This window comes from Helicobacter pylori (assembly GCF_014497725.1).
GTDB classification, from domain to species: Bacteria; Campylobacterota; Campylobacteria; order Campylobacterales; family Helicobacteraceae; genus Helicobacter; species Helicobacter pylori_DE.
Genome location: NZ_JACTGF010000012.1, coordinates 19,745 through 43,288, shown reverse-complemented (window position 1 = coordinate 43,288; position 23,544 = coordinate 19,745). Strand labels below are relative to the sequence as shown.

At 39.7% G+C, this 23,544-nt stretch carries 21 protein-coding genes; 8 read left to right on the top strand and 13 right to left on the bottom strand.

Annotated elements, in window-relative coordinates; translation table 11 throughout:
• Both H7N69_RS07340 and uvrB read left to right on the top strand, forming a co-directional pair.
• The coding region (locus H7N69_RS07340; protein ID WP_462937233.1) for an ATP synthase subunit B family protein at positions 1–498 on the top strand (498 nt) is incomplete at its 5' end.
• 67 nt (positions 499–565) lie between these two features.
• Complete coding sequence (gene uvrB, locus H7N69_RS07335) at positions 566–2,542, top strand: excinuclease ABC subunit UvrB (RefSeq protein WP_187885268.1); 1,977 nt, start codon at positions 566–568, stop codon at positions 2,540–2,542.
• Positions 2,543–2,566: 24 nt separating this feature from the next.
• Here uvrB and H7N69_RS07330 read toward each other — a convergent pair whose 3' ends face one another.
• The 6 genes from H7N69_RS07330 to H7N69_RS07305 form a co-directional block, all read right to left on the bottom strand.
• Positions 2,567–3,400, bottom strand: coding sequence for an outer membrane protein (locus H7N69_RS07330; RefSeq protein ID WP_187885266.1), 834 nt, complete (start codon positions 3,398–3,400; stop codon positions 2,567–2,569).
• A gap of 64 nt (positions 3,401–3,464) precedes the next feature.
• Entirely contained in the window at positions 3,465–4,787 is a 1,323-nt protein-coding gene (purB, locus tag H7N69_RS07325) for an adenylosuccinate lyase (RefSeq protein WP_187885264.1), read from the bottom strand.
• A gap of 111 nt (positions 4,788–4,898) precedes the next feature.
• Positions 4,899–5,843: a thiamine pyrophosphate-dependent enzyme gene (locus H7N69_RS07320; RefSeq protein WP_001933805.1), complete on the bottom strand. Its 945-nt coding sequence runs from the start codon at positions 5,841–5,843 to the stop codon at positions 4,899–4,901.
• 12 nt (positions 5,844–5,855) lie between these two features.
• Positions 5,856–7,079 (bottom strand): 2-oxoacid:ferredoxin oxidoreductase subunit alpha, encoded by a 1,224-nt coding sequence (locus tag H7N69_RS07315; RefSeq protein WP_001129854.1) that lies wholly within the window; start codon positions 7,077–7,079, stop codon positions 5,856–5,858.
• A gap of 9 nt (positions 7,080–7,088) precedes the next feature.
• A complete protein-coding gene (locus tag H7N69_RS07310; RefSeq protein WP_000656174.1) occupies positions 7,089–7,481 on the bottom strand; it encodes a 4Fe-4S dicluster-binding protein in 393 nt (130 codons plus the stop codon).
• Between the two features lie 15 nt (positions 7,482–7,496).
• A complete protein-coding gene (locus tag H7N69_RS07305; RefSeq protein WP_187885262.1) occupies positions 7,497–8,057 on the bottom strand; it encodes a pyruvate flavodoxin oxidoreductase subunit gamma in 561 nt (186 codons plus the stop codon).
• Positions 8,058–8,346: 289 nt separating this feature from the next.
• Between H7N69_RS07305 and H7N69_RS07300 the strand changes: the two genes are divergently transcribed.
• Positions 8,347–9,009 (top strand): outer membrane protein, encoded by a 663-nt coding sequence (locus tag H7N69_RS07300; RefSeq protein ID WP_187885260.1) that lies wholly within the window; start codon positions 8,347–8,349, stop codon positions 9,007–9,009.
• Between the two features lie 6 nt (positions 9,010–9,015).
• On the opposite strand, the gene H7N69_RS07295 is transcribed toward H7N69_RS07300, so the two are convergent.
• Positions 9,016–10,323 (bottom strand): hypothetical protein, encoded by a 1,308-nt coding sequence (locus tag H7N69_RS07295; protein WP_078252138.1) that lies wholly within the window; start codon positions 10,321–10,323, stop codon positions 9,016–9,018.
• A 188-nt stretch (positions 10,324–10,511) separates the two neighbouring features.
• Between H7N69_RS07295 and H7N69_RS07290 the strand changes: the two genes are divergently transcribed.
• Positions 10,512–11,708: a glycosyltransferase family 8 protein gene (locus H7N69_RS07290; protein ID WP_187885258.1), complete on the top strand. Its 1,197-nt coding sequence runs from the start codon at positions 10,512–10,514 to the stop codon at positions 11,706–11,708.
• 133 nt (positions 11,709–11,841) lie between these two features.
• Positions 11,842–13,008 carry a glycosyltransferase family 8 protein gene (locus H7N69_RS07285; protein ID WP_187885256.1) on the top strand — a complete coding sequence of 389 codons (1,167 nt, stop codon included), beginning with the start codon at positions 11,842–11,844 and terminating at the stop codon, positions 13,006–13,008.
• Between the two features lie 11 nt (positions 13,009–13,019).
• On the opposite strand, the gene H7N69_RS07280 is transcribed toward H7N69_RS07285, so the two are convergent.
• The 4 genes from H7N69_RS07280 to H7N69_RS07265 form a co-directional block, all read right to left on the bottom strand.
• A complete protein-coding gene (locus H7N69_RS07280; protein ID WP_187885254.1) occupies positions 13,020–14,066 on the bottom strand; it encodes an NAD(P)-dependent alcohol dehydrogenase in 1,047 nt (348 codons plus the stop codon).
• Between the two features lie 169 nt (positions 14,067–14,235).
• Positions 14,236–15,246 (bottom strand): glucokinase, encoded by a 1,011-nt coding sequence (locus H7N69_RS07275; RefSeq protein WP_001957711.1) that lies wholly within the window; start codon positions 15,244–15,246, stop codon positions 14,236–14,238.
• Positions 15,233–15,916: a 6-phosphogluconolactonase gene (gene pgl, locus H7N69_RS07270; protein ID WP_187885253.1), complete on the bottom strand. Its 684-nt coding sequence runs from the start codon at positions 15,914–15,916 to the stop codon at positions 15,233–15,235. The genes H7N69_RS07275 and pgl overlap by 14 nt, the downstream gene beginning before the upstream one ends.
• Before the next feature lie 9 nt (positions 15,917–15,925).
• On the bottom strand, positions 15,926–17,203 hold the full coding sequence (locus H7N69_RS07265) for a glucose-6-phosphate dehydrogenase (RefSeq protein WP_187885252.1): 1,278 nt from the start codon (positions 17,201–17,203) through the stop codon (positions 15,926–15,928).
• Positions 17,204–17,268: 65 nt separating this feature from the next.
• Here H7N69_RS07265 and edd point away from each other — a divergent pair, with 65 nt between their 5' ends.
• The 3 genes from edd (at position 17,269) to hcpC (ending at position 20,682) form a co-directional block, all read left to right on the top strand.
• Positions 17,269–19,095 carry a phosphogluconate dehydratase gene (gene edd, locus H7N69_RS07260; protein ID WP_187885251.1) on the top strand — a complete coding sequence of 609 codons (1,827 nt, stop codon included), beginning with the start codon at positions 17,269–17,271 and terminating at the stop codon, positions 19,093–19,095.
• Positions 19,096–19,113: 18 nt separating this feature from the next.
• Positions 19,114–19,740, top strand: coding sequence for a bifunctional 4-hydroxy-2-oxoglutarate aldolase/2-dehydro-3-deoxy-phosphogluconate aldolase (locus tag H7N69_RS07255; protein WP_097552117.1), 627 nt, complete (start codon positions 19,114–19,116; stop codon positions 19,738–19,740).
• A 69-nt stretch (positions 19,741–19,809) separates the two neighbouring features.
• On the top strand, positions 19,810–20,682 hold the full coding sequence (gene hcpC / locus H7N69_RS07250) for a Sel1-like repeat protein HcpC (RefSeq protein ID WP_000892731.1): 873 nt from the start codon (positions 19,810–19,812) through the stop codon (positions 20,680–20,682).
• Between the two features lie 237 nt (positions 20,683–20,919).
• Here hcpC and H7N69_RS07245 read toward each other — a convergent pair whose 3' ends face one another.
• On the bottom strand, positions 20,920–21,672 hold the full coding sequence (locus H7N69_RS07245; protein ID WP_187885250.1) for an SDR family oxidoreductase: 753 nt from the start codon (positions 21,670–21,672) through the stop codon (positions 20,920–20,922).
• Positions 21,673–21,693: 21 nt separating this feature from the next.
• On the bottom strand, positions 21,694–23,229 hold the full coding sequence (locus tag H7N69_RS07240; RefSeq protein WP_187885249.1) for a hypothetical protein: 1,536 nt from the start codon (positions 23,227–23,229) through the stop codon (positions 21,694–21,696).
• Positions 23,230–23,544: the final 315 nt, after the last annotated feature.

The following is a 23,544-nucleotide window of genomic DNA, read 5'->3' as shown; positions in this document are numbered from 1 at the left end:
GAGGGCTTTTTTAGCGAGTTTAATACGAGCATGCATGCTAATGAGCAAGAAGTAACGAACACCTTAAACGCTAACACGCAAAACATCAAAAGCGAGATTAAAAAGCTAGAAAATCAAATTATAGAAGCCACTACAAAGCTTTTAACGAGCTATCAAATCTTTTTAAACCAGGCCAAAGAAAACGCTAATAATGAAATAAGCGCGAATAAAACCCAAGCGATAACTAACATTAACGAAGCTAAAGAAAACGCCACAACGCAAATAAGCACGAATAAAACCCAAGCGATCACTAACATTAACGAAGCGAAAACGAACGCTAACAACGAAATAAGCACGAATAAAACGCAAGCGATAACGAACATTAACGAAGCGAAAGAAAACGCACAGGCGCAAATAAACGCTAATAAACAAGAAGTTTTAAACAACATCACGCAAGAAAAACAAGAAGCCTATAGAGAGATCACAGAAGCCAAAAACCAATCATTATCAAAACATTGATTTTTTTGAGTTTGAATAAGGCGTGTTAAAAACCACTATAATATCCCTAAAAAATGCGAGTTTAAAGATGCCTTTATTTGATTTAAAAAGCCCTTATCCGCCAGCAGGCGATCAGCCCCAAGCCATAGAAGCTTTAACGAAAAGCTTGAAAAATAACAACCATTATCAAACTCTAGTGGGGGTTACAGGGAGCGGTAAGACTTACACGATGGCTAATGTCATCGCTCAAACCAATAAACCCGCTTTGATCATGAGCCATAATAAGACCTTATGCGCGCAGCTTTATAGCGAGTTTAAGGCGTTTTTCCCGCATAATAGGGTGGAGTATTTTATCTCCCACTTTGATTACTACCAGCCTGAAAGCTATATCCCTAGGAGGGATTTATTCATTGAAAAAGATAGCTCTATTAACGATGATTTGGAGCGTTTGAGATTGAGCGCGACCACCTCACTTTTAGGTTATGATGATGTGATCGTGATAGCGAGCGTTTCGGCTAATTATGGTTTGGGTAACCCTGAAGAATATCTAAAAGTCATGGAAAAAATCAAAGTGGGCGAGAAGCGTGCTTACAAGAGCTTTTTATTAAAGCTAGTGGAAATGGGTTATAGCCGTAATGAAGTGGTGTTTGATAGGGGGAGCTTTAGAGCGACTGGGGAATGCGTGGATATTTTCCCCGCTTATAATGACGCTGAATTTATTAGGATTGAATTTTTTGGCGATGAGATAGAAAGGATTGCGGTCTTTGACGCTTTAGAAAAAAATGAAATCAAGCGCTTGGATTCCGTCATGCTTTATGCGGCCAGTCAGTTTGCCGTAGGGAGCGAGAGGTTGAATTTAGCCATTAAAAGCATTGAAGACGAACTCGCTCTAAGATTGAAATTTTTTAAAGAGCAGGATAAAATGCTTGAATACAATCGCCTCAAACAACGCACCGAGCATGATTTAGAAATGATTAGCGCGACCGGTGTGTGTAAGGGCATTGAAAATTACGCGCGCCATTTCACCGGTAAAGCCCCTAACGAAACGCCTTTTTGTTTGTTTGATTATTTAGGGATATTTGAGCGGGAATTTTTAGTCATTGTAGATGAAAGCCATGTGAGTTTGCCGCAGTTTGGGGGGATGTATGCAGGGGATATGAGCAGGAAAAGCGTTTTAGTGGAATATGGTTTTAGATTGCCTAGCGCTTTAGACAACCGCCCTTTAAAATTTGATGAATTTATCCATAAAAATTGCCAATTCCTTTTTGTGTCCGCTACGCCCAATAAGCTAGAATTAGAACTTTCTCAAAAGAATGTCGCTGAGCAAATCATTCGCCCTACAGGGCTTTTAGACCCTAAATTTGAAGTGCGAGACAGCGATAAGCAAGTCCAGGATTTGTTTGATGAAATCAAGTTAGTGGTGGCCAGAGATGAAAGGGTGCTCATCACCACGCTCACTAAAAAAATGGCAGAAGAATTGTGCAAGTATTATGCTGAATGGGGCTTGAAGGTGCGTTACATGCATAGTGAAATTGATGCGATTGAAAGAAATCACATCATCCGCTCTTTAAGGCTTAAAGAATTTGACATTTTAATAGGGATCAATCTTTTAAGAGAGGGGCTGGATTTGCCTGAAGTCTCTTTAGTGGCGATCATGGATGCAGATAAAGAAGGGTTTTTAAGGAGCGAAACAAGCCTCATTCAAACCATGGGGCGAGCCGCTAGAAACGCTAATGGCAAGGTTTTACTATACGCTAAAAAGATCACTCAAAGCATGCAAAAAGCCTTTGAGATCACCAGTTACAGGCGCGCTAAGCAAGAAGAGTTCAATAAAATCCATAACATCACCCCCAAAACCGTTACTCGCGCTTTAGAAGAGGAGTTGAAATTAAGAGACGATGAGATTAAAATCGCTAAAGCTTTAAAAAAGGACAAAATGCCTAAAAGTGAAAGGGAAAAGATCATTAAAGAATTGGATAAAAAAATGCGAGAGCACGCGAAAAATTTGGATTTTGAAGAAGCGATGCGTTTGAGAGACGAAATCGCTAAATTAAGAACGCTTTAAACGCTATCGCTTAAAAATTGCACTTTAAAAACTATAAGTGTAGTTGAAATAAACCGAGTAATTGCGCCTGAAATCAACCCGATACAACACGCTTCTGATCCCGTATTCAAAAAATCGTAAAACTTTTAGAACATCTTCACTATTATTGCTAATGTTATTCATGGAATAATAGTGGTTAAAATAATAAGTAGGGATTTTAATCCCAAAGCCAAATTGGTTGCGCTCATTCCCTAAACGAACCCCTAAATCCACCAAAAACTGGAAGCCATTTGGATTCACTTTCCCGCCAAAAGTGTCTTGAAGAAGGGCTTGATACAACAATTCATTGCTCACTTTATCATGCACTCCAGCAAAAGCAACCCCCAAATTGAATCCGGCAAAAAACTTATCCCCATTATAAGCGTTAAGCAATAAATCCATATAAGTGCCATAAGTGGAAATGAGAATAGACTGCGATTCTTGTGGACCATAAAGAGAGGCGCTCAAATCATAAAATAACCCCCACCTGAAGCCAAACCACTTCGTTTCTTCATGCTTACCCACCCATTTATAGCCCACTTGCACGCCAAGACCATTAGACACATACGAATTTTTAAAAATAGGGCTTAAGCCATCGCTAAAAATAATTTGGGTTCTGGTAAAACGCTGGAATAGATTCAAGTTGCTAGAGTTGTGCTGAATGCTCCCTAATTGATACCCAAGCCCCAGATAAAACGCCGATCTATCCGCATAGCGTTTGATGGGCGAAACCACTTTTCTGTTAAAAAAAGTGTAATCCCCTTTAGTCAAAACATCTTTAAAACTCTCTGCCTTAAGCGCGCAAAAAAGCCCTAAAATCAAACATAACGCTCGTTTCAAAAAACCCCTTAAAACTTCAATTTTTACCGCTTATTTTATAGTTTTGTTTTTGTAAAAACGCGCCTTATCCAAACACCCTTTTAAAGATCGCCCCCACATTTTTAGTGTAATAACTATAATCAAAACATGCTTTGATTTCATCTTCGCTCAAATATTTTTTCAAGCGTTCATCGTTGAGCAGGGCGTTTAAAAACAAATTTTCATCAGCGTTTTTAAAAGCGCCTTGTTGCAAAACCTCCCATATTTTCATCGCATTTTCTTGCACGATAGAATAGCTTTCTTCTCTGCTCAAACCTTTTTTAGGCAATTCCAATAACACCCGTTGCGAAAAGACTAGCCCCCCACTCAAAGCTAAATTTTTAAGCATGTTTTTAGGATAAACCACCAAACTTTCAATCACGCTATTCAAGCGGCTGAGCATAAAATCGCTAGTGACAAACAGATCGGGTAATGCAAAACGCTCCACAGAGCTATGGCTCATGTCCCTTTCATGCCATAAGGCGACATTTTCTAGCATAGGGGTAGTAAAAGAGCGAATCACCCTACAAAGCCCGGTGATATTCTCGCTCAATATGGGGTTTCTTTTGTGAGGCATCGCCGAGCTTCCTTTTTGCCCTGTTGAAAAAGCTTCTTCCACTTCATAGACTTCACTGCGTTGCAAATGGCGGATATTGACAGCGATTTTTTCACAACTGCTCGCTAAAAGAGCCAGATCGCATGCAAGCCTAGCGTAGCGATCCCTTTGAATGACTTGGTTATTGATATTGGCGGTTTTTAAGCCTAAAAATTCGCACACTAATTCTTCTAATTCTAAGGGGGCGTGCGCGAAATTCCCCATAGCCCCACTGATCGCTCCCACGCTGATAAATTCCATCGTTAAATCTAAGGCTTTTAAATGCCGTTTGATTTCATCAGCAAAAAGGGCTAACACTAAGCCAAAAGTAATGGGTTCGCCAAACACCCCATGGCTTCTGCCCACCATCAGCGTGTCTTTATGCTCTAAAGCCCTACTTTTAAGGGTTTCATAGAGATTTTTAACGCCTTTTTGAATGAGTTTTAAGCTTTTTGTCATCAATAACGCCATAGCCGTATCAATGCAATCGCTAGAAGTGATCCCATAATGAAAAAAGCGCGATTCTTCGCCCAGGCTTTCAGCCACGCAAGTAGTGAAAGCGATTAAGTCATGCTTGGTGGTTTTTTCAATTTCTTTGATGCGCTCAAGGTTGAATGCCGCCTTTGAGCAGATTTTTTCACAATCGCTATCTTGGATTTGCCCAAGCTTGTTCCACGCCCTAACGACAGCTTTTTCCACTTCCAAATAAGTTTCAAATTTGGTTTGCTCATTCCATAGGGCTTTCATTTCTTCATTCGCATAGCGTTCTAACACCGACAATCCTTAAAATCAAAATGGGATTTATGTTACTTTAAAGGGGTTTAAAGAATCAAGGGGATAAAAGAAGCACAAGGCGTAAGAAAGCCCCTTGATTTAATGGAAGGGTTATACTTTAGCTTCTTCTCTGCGTTGCAAGTATTCCCAACGATCATTCACATCTTTTTGCAATTCTTCAATGATGTGTTCGTTTTCCTTTTTGAAAAGGTGTTTGAAGCGCTTTTGAGCCGCTAAATAATCCCTTACAGGAATGATATTTCTTGGGCGGTAAGTGATTTTCAATTCCCTACCATTAAAGATTTCAAACAAGGGGAACATCAAGCTATCCACAGCCATATCCGCTAATTCAATGGTCTTATTGGAATCAAATTTCCATTCAGTCGTGCATGGGCTAAGAGCGTTGATAAAGCAAGGCCCTTCAGTGTCTAGCGCGGTTTTAATCTTTTTATTCATGTCTTTCCATTTGTTAGGCGAGAGTTGCGCCACATAAGGGACCCCATGGCTTGCCATGATATTGACGATGTCTTTTTTCTTTTCTTTTTTACCAAAGCTCACCGATCCCGCTGGCGTGGTAGAAGTGCTAGCCCCTAATGGCGTAGATCCGCTTCTTTGACCGCCGGTATTGGCGTAGTTTTCATTATCCAAGCAAATGTAAGTCATGTCATGCCCTCTTTCCATGCAACCGCTGATGAATTGAAAACCAATATCATAACTAGCCCCATCGCCCCCAAACGCCACAAATTTGGGCTTTTGACCTTGATAGCGGCCCTTATTCACTAGGGCTTTATACATCGCTTCCACCCCTGAAATCGCCGTAGAGCCATTTTCAAAACCAATATGAATCCAAGGCACATCCCATGAAGTGTGCGGATACACAGCCGAACATACCTCTAAACAACCGGTAGAATTGCCTAAAACGATAGGCCCATCTACAGCGTTTAAAACTTCGCGCACAATAATGCCATGCCCACAACCCGGGCAAAGCAAGTGCGAGCCTTGAAATTTCTCAGCACTTTGGCTAAAACCTTTGAGTGTTTTGACTTCTTTTACCATGATATTTCCTTTTTAAAAAAAGCTCATTTTAGGGCCGTGCAAACCTACGAATTGTTGGGTAGGGTGCGTGAGCGTGCCTTTAAGAGCGTCTTCATTGATTTCTTCAAAAATTTCGCATAAATGCGCGATCGTCATATCCCTTTCGCCTAAACCATAAATGTAGTTAGACACCACAGGGTGTTTAGTCCCTTGGGTTTGATACACCGCGCTCGTTACTTCATTAAACATCGCCCCCATAGCGCCCGCTGGAGAGCTTTTGTCTAAAATCGCTAGAGCCTTAAGATTTTTCAAATCCTGCCCCAATCTTTCATAAGGGAAAGGGCGCAAGGAATGGATAGTGGCCACGCCGGCCTTAATGCCTTTTTTACGCATTTCTTTAGCCGCTACGATCGCTGATTCATAAGTAGTGCCTAACGCAAAAATAGCGATTTCAGCGTCTTCTAGCTGGAAAGTTTTAGTCAAATGGTATTGTCTGCCTGTGAGTTTAGCGAAATCATTGAACACTTCTTCAATCACAGAAGACGCGCTCATGATCGCATGGTGGAGTTGGGCTTTATGCTCATAATGCCATTCTTCTTCAGCTTGCGCGCCATAGCTTACCGGTTTATCAAAATCCAAAAGGGAATGCTTGGTTTGGTATTCGCCTACGAATTGATAAGCCACTGCATCGCTCAAAGGGCGGACATTCTGCACGGTGTGCGAACATAAAAAGCCATCTTGATTGACAATAGTAGGCACGCGCACCTTTTGGTGCTCTGCGATTTTGAACGCCATTAAAGTGAAATCATAAGCTTCTTGAGGGTTGCATGTGCATAAACTGATCCAGCCAGAATCCCTACTCAAATACATATCAGAATGATCACCATGGATATTTAAAGGGGCTGCTAGAGCGCGATTGACTAAATTCAAAACGATAGGCAAACGCATGCCAGAAGCTTGGTATAAAACCTCTACCATTAACGCCAAACCTTGAGAACTAGTCGCAGTGCTGACTCTCCCTCCAGCTGCTGCCGCTCCCACGCATGCACTCATGGCGGCATGCTCAGATTCCACTAAAACGAATTCGCCATCAACATAGCCATTATCTTTAAACGATCCATAATTTTGCACAATGGGCGTTGACGGGGTGATAGGATAGGCTGCGATGACATCAATTTGAGCCTGTCTTAAAGCGTTAGAGCTAGCGGTATTGCCATCCCACACTTCTATCTCTTGTAATTCAATACTTTTTGCCATATTTTTTCCTTATGATTTTTTCTTTTCTTGTTTTTGCGGCCATTGAGTGAGAGCGGTGGCAGGCTCAATTTGTTCTTCAAACATCCATAGGGATTTAGGGTTGGTGGGGCAGACATCCACGCACACGCCACAGCCCTTACAATGAGAATAATCCACGCCCTTTAATTTGCCCTCTCTTGAAAGAATAGCAGCGTCTGGGCAATAAACCCAACAATTAAAGCAATTGATACAAATATTATTGTTATGCACAGGCTTAGCCACGCGCCAATGAGCCACTGAAGTGGTGAAGTAACTCTGTTCGGTGTAATGGCGCTCATCGTTGTGTTTTTCCATTTCGCTTTGTGCGTTTTTTTCAAAAGGGAAGAGAACCGCTCCCATTTCAAATTCATTCCAATCTTTCATCTTTAATCCTTAATGTTATTGAACTTCTTCATAAGCTCTTTGGATAGCGAGCATGTTAGCGTCAATGACTTCTTGCGTGAGTTTTTTGCCTAAAACTTTCTTAAAAGCTTCTTTAAAAGCCCCAATTTCAAGCATGCCAGACACCTTCATCAACGCCCCTAACATGGGCGTGTTAGGGATAGGGCGTTTTAAGGTTTCCATAGAGATTTTTAAACAATCCACTAAAAACACCTTACGGGTTTTTAATTCAGGTTTTTTTTCAAACAATTCTTCTTTGCTGAGATAACTAGCGATGATATAGGTCGTGTCTTCTTTTTCATTAGCGAAAATGTTTTCAATGAAAACCAAACCAGGGTCAATCACCAGCACATAATCAGGCTCCATGAAGCGTTCATGGTTTAAAATAGGCTCATCATCAACGCGGTTATAAGCCATCATGGCAGCCCCCCTTTTAGCTGAACCATAAGAAGCGAACGCTTGCACTTCTTTGCCTGTTTTTGAAATCACATCAGCCAACCCTTTAGCGCCAGTGATTGCGCCTTGACCAGCTCGCGCATGCCATCTAATTTGAAACATGGTAATATGTCTCCTTAATATCGTATAAAATAAATTGAATTTAGCCCAAATATTATACAAGAAAAACTATTAATGTGTCTTATAACAATATCTTTTTAGGAATTTTTATAGGAAAATGGGGGCATACCCACAAGAATTATGGCTATTTTATGGCTATTTATTCTAAAAAGATAGGCGTTCTTAATCAAAACCACTAATATTTATTTTAAACTTTGTTATTATTAGGGCGTGATTTAATTTTAGTTTGTATAGGGCAAGTGTGGGGCAGGATAACAAAAGGAATTGGGTTATGAATAAAACAACAATTAAAATATTAATGGGCATGGCGTTATTATCATCGCTTCAAGCCACAGAGGCAGAGCTTGATGAAAAATCAAAAAAACCTAAATTTGCGGATAGGAATACGTTTTATTTAGGGGTTGGGTATCAGCTTAGCGCGATCAACACGTCTTTTAGCACCAGTTCTATAGATAAATCGTATTTCATGACCGGCAATGGTTTTGGCGTGGTGTTAGGGGGGAAATTTGTGGCTAAAACGCAAGCTGTAGAGCATGTGGGTTTCCGTTACGGGTTGTTTTATGATCAGACCTTTTCTTCTCACAAATCCTATATTTCTACCTATGGTTTAGAATTTAGCGGTTTGTGGGACGCTTTCAATTCGCCAAAGATGTTTTTAGGATTGGAGTTTGGCTTAGGCATCGCTGGGGCGACTTACATGCCAGGAGGGGCTATGCATGGGATTATCGCTCAAAATTTAGGCAAAGAAAATTCGCTTTTCCAATTGCTTGTGAAAGTGGGCTTTCGTTTTGGGTTTTTACACAATGAAATCACTTTCGGGTTGAAATTCCCTTTCATTCCTAACAAAAGAACTGAAATTATTGATGGCTTGAGTGCGACCACTTTATGGCACCGCTTACCGGTCGCTTATTTCAATTATATCTATAATTTTTAGATATAGTTATTTGGAGGTTTTAGATTTGACAAAATCAATCAACTCTCGTGTGTCTATGGTTAGGGTTAAGAATTGCTGATAAGTAGTGATCCACTTGCCCCCTTTCCCATACAAATGATACCCATCGCCCCCACCTAAAAAGTTAAAAAACGCATCCGCTCGCACGCTTATCCATTTATTTTTATAAACATAATAAAGCCCTATCATGTCAAAATTAGGGGCTCTATACCATGGCAATCCGGTATAGAGAGATTGGCCATAAGTGGCGTAAAAGTGCATTTGGGGTTTGTTGGAAAAATAGTATCTGTTAAAAATCCCAAAGCCTTTGTATTGCGCTTGAGCGTAAAATTCCCCCCCAAAGCTGTTATAAAATTGAGCGTTTTTGCACTCGCTAGCATAACGCACGCAATAATGGGTTTGAGACGACTGCGTGCCAAAGGTCATAAAAATATTATCCATATAAGGCATGAGATTTTTAAAATCCGCTTTTAAATAAGCATGGTAATAAACCCTGTCTAAAATGGTAGGGTTAGAGTATTTCCCTATTTCTCCGCCTTGTGGGTTATTTTTTTGACTGAAATAGGGGTAGCCATTAGGCCATTGCGGGGTTGCATCGCCTGGTTTTAAGTAGGAATTACCGCCGTAAGGGTAATTATCTCCCATGCTATGATGGCTGGCGTTATGAAAAATGACAAGCTGCCCCCCCAAACCTAAATACCCTTTAAGAAACTGAAATTCTGAAGAAACAAAATACAAGAATTGATCAAAATCGTAATTTTTCTTTTTGGGCTGGTTGTTCCAATTACGCCCCCCATACCAATCCACAACGCCCTCAAACCACCCATTCCACCAGCGGTTAGGGTCATAAGCCGGTTTGAATTGAAACGCTCCTCCCCTAAAAGTGGGGTCTATAAACCAAAAAAGTTTTTTAAAAGCGCTTAAAGGGTAATGCCCTATTTGATAGCTTCGCGGCACAATGCCTAAAAAAAATCTCAAATTTTTCCCTATGTATTGGTAATACATCGTAACCCCCCACGAATAAGGGAAATAGCTATAATGCGTGTGTAAATTTTGAATGAACCACGCTCCAAACATCAAGGCCTGCCTTTTGTCTAATTGAACGCCGATTTGAGGCATGAGACGACCTTGCATTTTGGTTAGGCTATTCCAATAGGGGTTGTTATTTGGGGCCACCAAATTGAAATTAAAGCTCATAAACTTCAAATCATAGACAAAACTAGCCGCTTTTATTAAGGGTGGTATTGAAAAACTTGAAAACAACAACGCATAAAGAGATTTTTTTAAGAAAATCAAATTAGAATTCATCCCCTTTCATCATCTTTTAAAATTGCAACATTTAAAATGGCGGTACTTAAAGACAAGATAAAATTTTAAATTAATTTGCTTTAAAAACAACATAAAACCAAAAACAGAACCCTTTCAAGTTCGGTTTTTTTTTTTTTTGGATAAAATAGCCATTAAAAAAGGGTGTTTCATTTTTTATGACTTCAGCTTCAAGCCATTCTTTTAAAGAACAAGATTTTCATATTCCTATCGCTTTTGCTTTTGATAAGAATTACCTCATTCCTGCGGGTGCATGCATTTATTCTTTATTGGAAAGCATCGCTAAAGCCAATAAAAAAATCCGTTACACCTTACACGCTCTAGTGGTAGGCTTGAATGAAGAAGATAAAGCAAAGCTTAATCAAATCACAGAGCCTTTTAAAGAATTTGCTGTTTTAGAAGTAAAAGATATTGAACCTTTTTTAGACGCTATCCCTAACCCTTTTGATGAGGATTTCACCAAGCGTTTTTCTAAAATGGTGTTAGTGAAGTATTTTCTAGCGGATTTATTCCCTAAATATTCTAAAATGGTGTGGAGCGATGTGGACGTTATCTTTTGCAATGAATTTAGCGCTGATTTCTTAAACATTAAAGAAGATGATGAGAATTATTTTTATGGGGTTTTAGAAGTTGAAAAGCACCACATGATGGAAGGGTTTTTGTTTTGTAATTTAGATTACCAACGCAAGAAAAATTTCACCTTAAGAATGCATGATCTTTTAAAGGGGAATGAGACTAAAGGGGAGTTGGATTTCACGAAATGGTGTTGGCCTAACATGAAAGCTTTAGGGGTTGAGTATTGCGTTTTCCCTTGGTATTACACCATTAAAGATTTTTCTAACGCGTATTTAAACGAGAATTACAAGAAAACCATTTTAGAGGCGCGAGAAAACCCTACCATTATCCACTATGACGCTTGGTGGGGGGCGGTGAAGCCTTGGGACTATCCTTTTGGTTTGAAAGCGGATTTGTGGCTGAACGCTTTGGCTAAAACCCCCTTTATGAGCGATTACACTAAAAAAATGCACACCAATGAGAGCTTTTATACCACAAAAATGGCTGAGCAGCATTATTTTTCTTCAGTAAAGTCTTCAAAAGAAATTCTTTTCAAAACCCCGTATTTGTTTTTCAAATCGTATCTGTTTGTTGTGTTTAAAGAAAGGAAAATCCATTCAAGAGCTTTTGAATTAACTTGTAATTTAGTGAAAAAATTTTTCAATAAGCTTATTTATTTTGTGTTTTTGATGCCTAAAGCGTTAGTTAAAAGGGTGGTTAGTAAGATCCTTAGGATTTTAGGGCTTCATGGGATTGTTAAAAAAATCCTAATCCAACTCAAGCTTTTAAGAAAGGGCTAGAGTAAGGGGTTAAAACCTTTCTTTAAATTAATTTGCTTTAAAAACAACATAAAACCAAAAACAGAACCCTTTCAAGTTCGGTTTTTTTTTTTTTTGGATAAAATAGCCATTAAAAAAGGGTGTTTCATTTTTTATGACTTCAGCTTCAAGCCATTCTTTTAAAGAACAAGATTTTCATATTCCTATCGCTTTTGCTTTTGATAAGAATTACCTCATTCCTGCGGGTGCATGCATTTATTCTTTATTGGAAAGCATCGCTAAAGCCAATAAAAAAATCCGTTACACCTTACACGCTCTAGTGGTAGGCTTGAATGAAGAAGATAAAGCAAAGCTTAATCAAATCACAGAGCCTTTTAAAGAATTTGCTGTTTTAGAAGTAAAAGATATTGAACCTTTTTTAGACGCTATCCCTAACCCTTTTGATGAGGATTTCACCAAGCGTTTTTCTAAAATGGTGTTAGTGAAGTATTTTCTAGCGGATTTATTCCCTAAATATTCTAAAATGGTGTGGAGCGATGTGGACGTTATCTTTTGCAATGAATTTAGCGCTGATTTCTTAAACATTAAAGAAGATGATGAGAATTATTTTTATGGGGTTTATGACAAAATATACCCGTATGAAGGCTTTTTTTATTGCAACTTAACTTACCAGCGAAAAAATCAATTTTGTAAAAAAATATTAGAAATCATACGCACGCAAAAAATAGATAAAGAACCGCAATTGACAGAATTTTGTCGTTCAAAGATCGTGCCATTAAAAATAGAGTATTGTATTTTCCCACACTATTATAGCCTTTCTGAAGAGCATTTAAAGGGCGTGGCTAATGCAATTTATCATGACACCATTAAACAAGCCCTAAGAGAACCTATCGTTATACAATATGACTCTCATCCTTATTTTCAAATCAAACCTTGGGATTACCCTTTTGGTTTAAAAGCGGATTTGTGGCTGAACGCTTTGGCTAAAACCCCTTTTATGAGCGATTGGTCTTATTTGATCACAGGGGGTGGGGAGATAGGTGGAGAAAAATGGCACTACTACCATAGCATCGTTGCCTACCATTACTACTTCCCTTTGTGGAAAGCAGAAGAACAGATTGCCCATGACGCTTTTAAGACATTTTTAAAACATTATTTTTTGCACATTCATGAGATTCCCCAAAACGCAAGGCGAAGATTATTCAAATACTGCATTTCAATACCGCTCAAGAGTTTTATTAGTAAAACCCTTAAAATTTTAAAACTCCATGCACTGGTGAAAAAAATCCTAATCCAACTCAAGCTCTTAAAAAAGAGCTAGAGCCAAAACTTTTAATCAAACGATTTTTTCATGTCAATCACATAGCGGAATTTCGCTTTCCCATGGGTTAGGTTATGATAAGCGGTGTCAATATCCTTGCCTAAAATCAAATCCACTTCAGGGTAAATATTGTGTTTGATAGAAAAATCCATCATCTCTTGGGTTTCTTTAATGCCCCCAATCAATGAGCCATAAACCTTGCGATTGCCCAAATGGATAAATTCAAAAACATTGAGTGCTGGAGCAACTTCTACAGGAGGGAGCCCTACAAGGGCTAATTCGCCGCTATAAGTTAAGAGCTTGAGATAGTCTTTTAAATCGTAATGGGTAGGAATGGTTGAAATGATAAAATCCAATTCTTCTTTGCATTGTTTAGGGTCCGTGTAGAAATGTTTGACTCCCATGCTTAAAGCGTCCTGCTTTTTGTGTTCGTTTCTTGCAAAAACGCTCACTTCAGCCCCCATAGCCACAGCGTATTTGACCGCCATGCTTCCTAGCCCGCCAAACCCAGCGACGCCAACTTTTGTGCCTTTAGTAACCTTAGAAAATTTTAAGGGCGAATAAGTGGTGATGCCCGCGCAAAGCAAAGGGGCTACTTTTTCTAAAGGAGCGTTTTTATCCACACTAATCACATAGTTTTCATCCACGACAATATTATTAGAGTATCCGCCCATGTGGGGTTCGTTGCCATGGAAAGAATCCAAACAATCATAAGTAAATACCACTTTGGCACAAAATTGCTCTTGGTGTTCTTTACATGGCTTACACGCTTTGCATGAATTGACAAAACAGCCCACGCCCACCACATCGCCAACCTTAAATTTCTTAACTTCCTTACCCACTTCTTTGATGACCCCAGCAATTTCATGCCCAGGAACCATAGGGTAAATGCCTTCTTTCCATTCGCTATAAGCGCTATGAACATCGCTATGGCAAATCCCTGCATAAAGAATGTCAATCAACACATCTTTAGGGCCTACAGCATGGCGGCTAAAATCATGGGGCTTGAAATGCCCGTCTTTAGAAAAAATAGCAAAACCTTTAGATGGAACTCTCATTAAAACTCCTTGTTTGATTAAAATACCGCTATTGTATCGTTTTTATGGTTTGCTTATGTTTCTATAGGTTTAACTAATTTTATAGCTGTTGGTTATATGGTAGCGTTGTTTGGCGCGTTTAAACGCACCCCTTACACTAATCGCTTTTATCTTAAGCGGCTACTATTTGCTAAATTTTATCATGCAGTAAATAATTCTCTAACGCAATGCCTGCCCCATCAAGTCCGGGAGTTTTTTTCATCACGACATGCACAGGGATAGAAGCGAGAAACGCTCCCATGCGCCCTTTCGTTTCAAAGCGCGCTCTAAAGGGCGAAGTTTTAAAATAATCAATGAATCGTGGGATAATCCCCCCACACAAATACACGCCCCCTCTAGCCCCCAAAGTGAGAGCCACATCAGCAGCGAGCGTGCCTAGCATGGAGCAAAAAGTGTCCAAGGTCAATCGGCATATAGGGTAATCCCCATTCAAAGCGCGTTCGCTAATGATTTGCGGGGTTAATTCAGCCTTGCTTAACTTCGCTACTTTTTCTAAGCCTTTGCGTTTAGACAGGGCTTCATAAATCAGCACCAAACCGCTCCCGCTCAAAAACCTTTCCGCACTCACATGATTGAATTTAGAGCGGGCGTATTGCCACACTAAAATTTCTAAATCATCAAAAGGGGCAAAGCTCACATGCCCTCCTTCACCGGGCAAGACTTTTAAAGAGCCATCGCTGTTTTGGATAAGAGTGCTTACCCCAAGCCCGGTTCCTGGCCCTAAAATCGCTTTAGGAGCGTTGATTTCGCACTTAATCCCGCCTATTTGAGCCAGATCGTTTTCTTGCATCGCGCTAATGGCATAGGCTTGCGCGACAAAATCATTGATGACAAGCAATTTTTTTAAAGTCAAACATTGCCGTGTCGTTTCAATAGAAAAAGTCCAGTGGTTGTTCGTCATTTGGACAAAATCCCCCATAATAGGCGTAGCCACAGCAAAAGATCCATAAATAGGGCGCAGTTTAAGGCTTTCTTTGCATTTAGAAAGGTAAAACCGCACCGCATCGCTCAAGCTCTCAAAATCTTCGCACCTCAAGACTTCAACGCATTCAATCTGTCGTGGGGCGACTTCCAAACCAAAGCGCGCGTTCGTGCCACCAATATCGGCTAAGAGTCTTGGGTAAGTTTCAGTTTTTGGCATAAAACACCTCCGTGGTAACTTTTTTAGAATGTAAAATCCGAGCAATCGGCAGAGAATAGGGGGCGTTTTCTTTTAAAGCCTTTTCTAAAACCTCTCTTTTTTCTACTCCGCTAATGCTTAAGAAAAGTTTTTCGCAATTTTCTAAGGCGTTGATAGACATGCTTAAGCGTTCATAAGGAGCGTTAATTGGCTTAGTCAAAACGATATTTTCTTTTTCTTCGTTTAAAAAAGCGCTCGTTTCAGGAAAAAGGCTAGCCGTATGCCCGTCAGTCCCCATGCCCAAAATGGCTAAATGGGGCTGTTTGAAATGCTGGTTAGCAAAATGAAAAAGCGCGTTTGTATCGCTAGAAATCTTTTTGGGCAAAAGCGGGGTGAAAGAGGCTTTTAGGGCGTTATTTTGCAACAAGTAGTCGTGCAATAATTTGGTGTTGCTATCCTTGTGGCTAGTCTCTACAATGCGTTCATCTACCAAACTGATTAAACACTCATGCCATTTGAGATCCAAAACGCTCAATTTTTGCAACAAACTAATGGGCGAACGGCCTCCAGAAAAAGCGATAGAAACTTGATGGTGCTTTTTTAAAGCGGCGTTAAAAAATTCTTTAAAACGCTCTGTTAAAGCCTTGTGGCAATCTTTCAAATTTTCAAATTCAAACAATTGATAACCCATGAAATCCCTTTATTGATAGAGTGGTTTTAAAAATTCGGATTCGTTGAGATTGTGGCTTTCATAGGAATGTAAGGGCGTGGCGTTATTGATAAAGCCTTCTATGAGCGTGTCAATAAAAACCCATGACGCTTCTAATTCCAATTGGTGGGCGAAATTATTGTGGTTATTTTGTATCGCATCATAGAGCAATTTAGCGTAGGGCTGTAAAAATTCTTGTTTGTTGTGGGTTTCTAAAATAAGGGGGTTTTGATGATCTTTTAGGGTGAGGGTGATTTTATCTTGAGAGAGGAAAAATTCTAGCGTATTGACTGCGTTAAAATGGATTTTCACGCTCGCTTGGTTGTGGGGCATTTTTTTAGCGTGCTTAAGATAGAAAGGCACGCCTTTAAATTTGGGCGTATCCAAAAAGGCTTTAATAGCGACAAAAGTTTCTGTCTGGCTCTCTTTATGGACCTTATTTTCATCTCTATAGCCTTGATACTGGGCGCGAATAACCTGTTTTTTAAAATCTTTAGGGGGTTGTAAGGTTTTTAAAACTTTGATTTTTTCTTTCCTTAAGTCTTTTAAATCGTGGGGTAAATCTGTAGCGATAAGGGATAAAACTTGCAAGAGATGGTTTTGAACCATATCCCTTAAAGCCCCGATTTTATCGTAAAATTCGCCCCTTTCTTCCACCCCCAAAGTCTCATACACGCAGATTTCAACCGTGCTGATTTGATCCCATAAAATGTTTAAGATAGGGTTATTTAAGCGCAATTCAAGGATGTTTTGAACGCCTTTTTTCCCTAAATAATGATCGATTCTAAAGATTTGCTCTTCTTTAAAAAAAGCGCTAATGCTTTGGAAAATCTCTTTACAAGTCTTTAAATCATGCCCTAAAGGCTTTTCTAAAATCAAGCGAGTGTTGGCGTGATTGAGCGCGTTTTTGGCGAGATGTTGGGCGGTCGTTGCAAAAAAACTAGGGGAGATAGAAAAGTAGAAGATCAAGGGCTTATCTTTTGTAGCGATTTTACTCAATTCTTCAAAGTCTTTAGGGTTATCCAAACGGACACGCAAATAACTGATATGGGCTAAAAATTCCTCACCCTTTTCTCTTGAATGCAGTTGCGTTTTTTCACAAAGGAGCGCTAAAAACTCTTCATTGGATAGCTCCTTACGCCCCGATGCGATAATTCTAGAATCGTTTTTAAAACCATAATGGGTATAAATTTCATAGAGCGAAACAAAGAGCTTTCGCATGGCTAAATCCCCAGTTGCACCAAAAAGAACCAAATCAAAATCTAACATCAATAACCCTTTTAGAGTGTTTTTGAGTTATTATTATATATTAAATCTTAATTGAAGGGGTGTTCATGCCTAAGCATTCTTTAGAACAAATCAAAGAAAAAATTACAGAGCGTAGCAAAAAAACCAGAGAGCTTTATTTAGAAAATATCTTTAACCCTAAAAACCAGCCCAAGATTGAGAGCTTGGGTTGTGCGAATATTGCGCATGTTACAGCGAGCATGCCAGAGCATTTAAAAATGCCTTTAGGTTCGCATAAAAGAAAGCATTTTGCGATTATCACGGCTTATAATGACATGCTTTCAGCCCACCAGCCTTTTAAAAATTACCCTGACTGGATTAAAAAAGAATTGCAAGAGCATAACGCTTATGCGAGCGTTGCTAGTGGGGTGCCAGCGATGTGTGATGGTATCACGCAGGGTTATGAGGGAATGGAATTGAGCTTATTCAGTAGAGATGTGATCGCCTTAAGCACCGCCGTAGGGTTAAGTCATAATGTTTTTGACGGGGCGTTTTTTTTGGGCGTGTGCGATAAAATCGTGCCAGGCTTGCTTATAGGAGCGTTAAGTTTTGGGAATTTAGCGAGCGTGTTTGTGCCAAGTGGGCCTATGGTGAGCGGGATAGAAAATTATAAGAAAGCCAAAGCGCGCCAAGATTTTGCAATGGGAAAAATCAACAGAGAAGAGCTTTTAAAAGTGGAAATGCAAAGCTATCATGATGTGGGCACTTGCACTTTTTATGGCACGGCTAATTCCAATCAAATGATGATGGAATTTATGGGGTTGCATGTGGCTAATTCTAGTTTTATCAACCCTAACAACCCCTTACGAAAGGTTTTAGTAGAAGAGAGCGCCAAAAGATTAGCGAGCGGGAAAGTCCTGCCTTTAGCCAAACTCATTGATGAAAAAAGCATTCTTAACGCTCTCATAGGCTTAATGGCAACCGGAGGTTCTACTAACCACACTTTGCATTTGATCGCTATCGCTAGATCGTGTGGGGTGATCCTTAATTGGGACGATTTTGATGCAGTTTCTAACCTCATACCCCTTTTAGCTAAAGTCTATCCTAACGGATCAGCGGATGTGAACGCTTTTGAAGCCTGTGGGGGCTTAGCGTTTGTGATCAAGGAATTGTTAAAAGAGGGGCTTTTATTTGAAGATGTGCATACGATTATGGATACAGAAACGCAAAAAGGCATGCAAAATTACACCAAAACCCCCTTTTTAGAAAACGACCAATTGGTGTATAAAGACGCTGTTAGTCATAGCCTGAATACGGACATTTTACGCCCTGTTAGTGAGCCTTTTGCCGCTAATGGGGGGCTTAAAATCTTAAAGGGTAATTTAGGGCGGGCCGTGATTAAAATCTCAGCCATTAAAGATGAGCACAGGAAAGTCAAGGCTAGAGCGATTGTTTTTAAAACCCAAAGCGAGTTTTTAGAACGCTTTAAAAATAAAGAATTAGAAAGAGACTTTGTGGCGGTCTTGCCTTTTCAAGGGCCTAAATCTAATGGCATGCCAGAATTGCACAAACTCACCACGAATTTAGGGGCTTTGCAAGATATGGGCTATAAGGTCGCGCTGGTTACGGATGGGCGCATGAGCGGGGCGAGCGGGAAAGTGCCTAGCGCGATCCATTTAAGCCCTGAGGGAGCGTTAAATGGGGCGATCATTAAGATTAAAGATGGCGATTTGATAGAATTAGACGCTCCTAATAACGCCTTGAATGTGCTTGAAAAGGATTTTGAAAATAGGGGCATCAACCCCTTGTTTTTAGAAACCTTAGAAAATTTAGAAAAGCCTACTTTTGGGCTGGGTAGGGAATTATTTACGAGTTTGAGATTGAATGCCAATACCGCTGAAGAGGGTGGCATGAGTTTTGGCATAAAGGTATAAAAATATAAAGGAGATAAAATGCAAGATAAAATAATAGAAATTTTACAAATCAGCCCCATTGTCCCTGTGGTGGTGATTGAGAATATAAAAGACGCTGTGCCTTTAGCGCAAAGCCTGATAGAGGGGGGTATTCCAATCATAGAAGTAACTTTGCGATCCAGTTGCGCTTTAGAGGCCATAGAGCTTATTGCTAAGAATGTGCCAAAAATGTGCGTGGGCGCTGGCACGATCTTAAATCTTACTCAATTAGAGCAAGCGCAAAATAGGGGGGCAGAGTTTTTGATTAGCCCGGGCCTTACGATAGAGCTTTTAGAACACGCAAAGAAAAAAGGCATGCCTTTAATACCTGGGGTTTCTAGCAGCAGTGAAGTCATGCAAGCCTTAGAATGGGGCTATAGCGCTTTGAAATTTTTCCCGGCAGAGTATTGCGGAGGCGTTAAACTTTTAAACGCTTTTAATGGCCCTTTTAAAGGGGTGAAATTTTGCCCTACTGGGGGGATTAGCGCAGATAACATGCGTTCTTATTTGAATTTAGAAAATGTTTTGTGCGTGGGGGGGAGCTGGCTTACTCCTAAAGATTTAATTCAAAACAAAGAGTGGGATAAAATCACAGAAATTTGCAAGCGGGCGTTAGCTTTAAGATAACAAAGAGATCATGGCGTTTTGTATTTGCTTAATAATACTATAATAAAATTTTTAATAAGGAGATACATCATGTTAGAAAATGTCAAAAAGTCCTTTTTTAGGGTTTTGTGTTTGGGTGCGTTGTGTTTAGGGGGGTTAATGGCAGAGCAAGACCCTAAAGAGCTTGTGGGTTTGGGGGCAAAGAGCTACAAAGAGCGAGATTTTTCTCAAGCGAAGAAATATTTTGAAAAAGCTTGCGATCTGAAAGAAAATAGCGGGTGTTTTAATTTAGGGGTGCTTTATTATCAAGGGCAAGGGGTGGAAAAGAATTTGAAAAAAGCCGCCTCCTTTTACGCTAAGGCTTGCGATTTAAATTACAGCAATGGGTGTCATTTGCTAGGGAATTTATATTATAGCGGGCAAGGCGTGTCCCAAAACACCAACAAAGCCTTACAATACTACTCTAAAGCGTGCGATTTGAAATACGCTGAAGGGTGCGCGAGCTTAGGGGGGATTTATCATGATGGTAAAGTGGTAACTAGGGATTTTAAAAAAGCGGTGGAGTATTTCACTAAAGCTTGCGATTTAAACGATGGCGATGGTTGCACGATATTAGGGAGCTTGTATGATGCAGGCAGAGGCACGCCTAAAGATTTGAAAAAGGCGCTCGCTTCGTATGACAAAGCTTGCGATTTAAAAGACAGCCCAGGGTGCTTTAACGCAGGGAACATGTATCATCATGGCGAAGGCGTGGTAAAGAATTTTAAAGAGGCTCTCGCTCGTTATTCTAAGGCATGCGAATTGGAAAATGGCGGAGGGTGTTTCAATTTAGGGGCTATGCAATACAATGGCGAGGGCGTAACAAGGAATGAAAAGCAAGCCATAGAAAACTTTAAAAAAGGCTGTAAATTAGGCGCTAAAGGGGCGTGCGATATCCTCAAACAGCTTAAGATCAAAGTTTAGTTTAATAAGGCTTGATCAAACGGCTTTAAAAAGCGAAATTTTAGGGGGTTAGGGGATTTTAAAAGGAGGTTTTAGGGGAGTAGGGGAAGAATAATTTCAAAATACTTCCTATCCCCTTAAGATAATGAGCTTAAAATAAAGCAACCAAAATTCTTTTTTTTTTAAAACTTAAAGAGTCGTTAAAGTTTTAAAAAACCTTAAGTATTTAACTAAAACAAAGCCTTTATTTAAAACCCCTTAAGGGTTTTTATGGGTGGGTAGGGGAGCGAAAGTTTGGCTTATGGGCATGATTTCTATGCGGTTGATATTGACATGCAAGGGTTGTTCGTAAATCCATAGCACGATGTTAGCAATATCTTGTGGTTTGAGGTAAAGGGTGTTTTCATAGACAGATTGGGCTTTTATTTTATCGCCTTTAAAGCGCACCATACTGAATTCGGTTTCGCCGCACAAGCCGGGTTCAACATTGCTCACTCTAATATTAGTGCCAGCCAAATCCGCTCGCAAATTTAAAGAAAATTGTTTCACAAACGCCTTGCTCGCTCCATAGACATTCCCTCCAGGATAGGCGTAAGTGCCAGCGATAGAACCAAGATTAATGATGGTCCCTTGGTTATGCTCTATCATAGAGGGCAAGATCAAACGAGTGAGATACAACAACCCCTTGATATTCGTGTCTATCATGATTTCCCAGTCGTCCAGATTGCATTCATAAGCCTTGTTTAAGCCTAGCGCTAAGCCGGCGTTATTGATTAAAGCATCAATGCGATCCGTCATGGAAAAAATAGTTTCTACCGTCCGCTTAGTTTCAAGCTTGTTTTTAAGATCAAAACACAAGGGAATGAAATGTTTGGGATAAGCGAGTTGCAATTTTTGCAAATTCTCTTTTCGCCTCCCTGTGCCAAAAACCACATGGTTTTTTTGTAAAAACGCCTTAGCGATTTCTAGCCCAAATCCTGAAGTCGCTCCGCTAACTAAAATGTGCGCCATTTTCTATCCTTAAAATTAGGGTTAAAAAAGCCCCTTAAGCCCTTTTTCAAGCTTCTCTTTGAGCTTGTCGTCTTTGAGCAAATGATCTAAACCTTTTTTTAGGGTGTCGTTTTTTAGGATTTCTTTCAAGCCTTGTTGCAGGTTTTGTTGGATGGCTTTTTCGTTTAAGATGAGGGAAAATTTTGGCTGGTGCATGTTGCCTTGAAGTTTCATTTTAAAAACGAATTTTAAAATTTCCGCATCCATGAGCATGTCCATTTGCTTGGTGTTTAAATCCAATAAGCCGTTATGGATTTTTAATTGGGTTTTAGGGCTTTTTAAGCTTAGGTTGGAGAGCAGGCGTTGCTGGTTGATTTGGCTTACTAGATTGACATCGTTATAAATTTCTTTAGTAATATCAAATTTAGAAATGGAGTAGAGGAAATCGCTGAATGCATTTTTGAGGAATCTTGCGTTTTTTAGGCGGGCTTTCAATACGCCTTGCTTAGCGCTAAGGTCATAATCCAAATTAGCGTCTGCAATGGATTGGAAAAACTTAGGGTAATTGAATAAATCTAAAGCTTTTAAAGTGGAAATATTGGAAAAACGGGCTTTCACATCTTTATTTAAAAGCGTGAAATCTAGCGTGCCGTCCAGTAAATTTGAATGGCCGCTGACTTTTAAGAGTTTGGGGCTTTGCTCTATAGCGCCTTTTAAAGTCAAACTCCCTTTTAAGGGGTGGTTGGTGATGTTTTGGAGTTTGGCCAGGTTGGGTATTTCTAAAGTGTAGGGGGCGTTGAATTTTAAAGCAGAGAAAAGATATTCGCTTTTTAGGGCTGTAAAATTGGCTAAAGGGCTAGTTAGGGTGGTGTCGCTGATGGCTTTGTTCTCTTTAAAGTCGCTTGAGTGCGAGAGGTTGAAGATAAGCGCGTCTTTAAGGTTTAAATGAAAAATTTGATTCATTAGGGCGTTATTGATTAAAGCGTTATTGGCTGTTAGAATCAAATGCCCTTCTAAAGGCTTTAGAGAGTTAAAATCCGCTTGTAAGGACACTCTTGCGTTCGCATAAGCGGGGCGGTTGAATAAATAAAGCAAATCTTCTAAATTGGCGTCTTTTGCGTTCAAACTTAAATGAGAAAGCTTGAAATCATCTAAAAGGGCGTTGTAGGCAGTGTGGGATTGAGCGACATTAGAGACGCCTTGAATCACAAGGGCTTTTCTATGCCCTTTAATGTTCCCAGAAGTAACAATAGCCCCCCTTAAAGGGTAGGGTATCCATTCTTTGAAAGAGCGTAAATCTTTAATATCTATGTGGTAATTCAAATCCACGCTTTGCTTTAAAAGCGAGAAATCCCCCTTAAGAATGAGCGTGGAATTATCGTTGGCTTGAGCTTTAAAATCCAAAGAGTTGAATCTCAATTTAAAGGTTTTAACGCTCAAGTAGCGTTCGTTCGGGTTGATTTTTTTCTCTATATACGAAGCGATGATTTTATTCCCCCATTCTGTAAAAAGGATAAGATAGGTTGTTAAAAGGCCGATTAAAAGAAGCGCGAGTAGGGTATAAAGAAATTTTTTCATGTTTGTTTGTCCTTGAAATAAATTGAATGGAATATATTAGCTTGTTTTGTAAGGGTTTCTAACATTTTTTATAAAGCCTTAACGAAAGGCTTGAATTGAGCCAATAAAGAAAGAATCAAGTGCTCAAAACCCACAATTTAGTAACAACACGCTTACAATCATTGAAAAACTCAAAATCCTAAAATTTTAAGCCCCCTAGAACAAATATAAGCCGATAAAGCCGCCAAAGATAGAAAGCGAAAAGTTATAAAGCAAAAGAGATTTTGCACCATTTAAAGAACAAAGCAAATAAAAAATCTCAATTTAATTTAATCT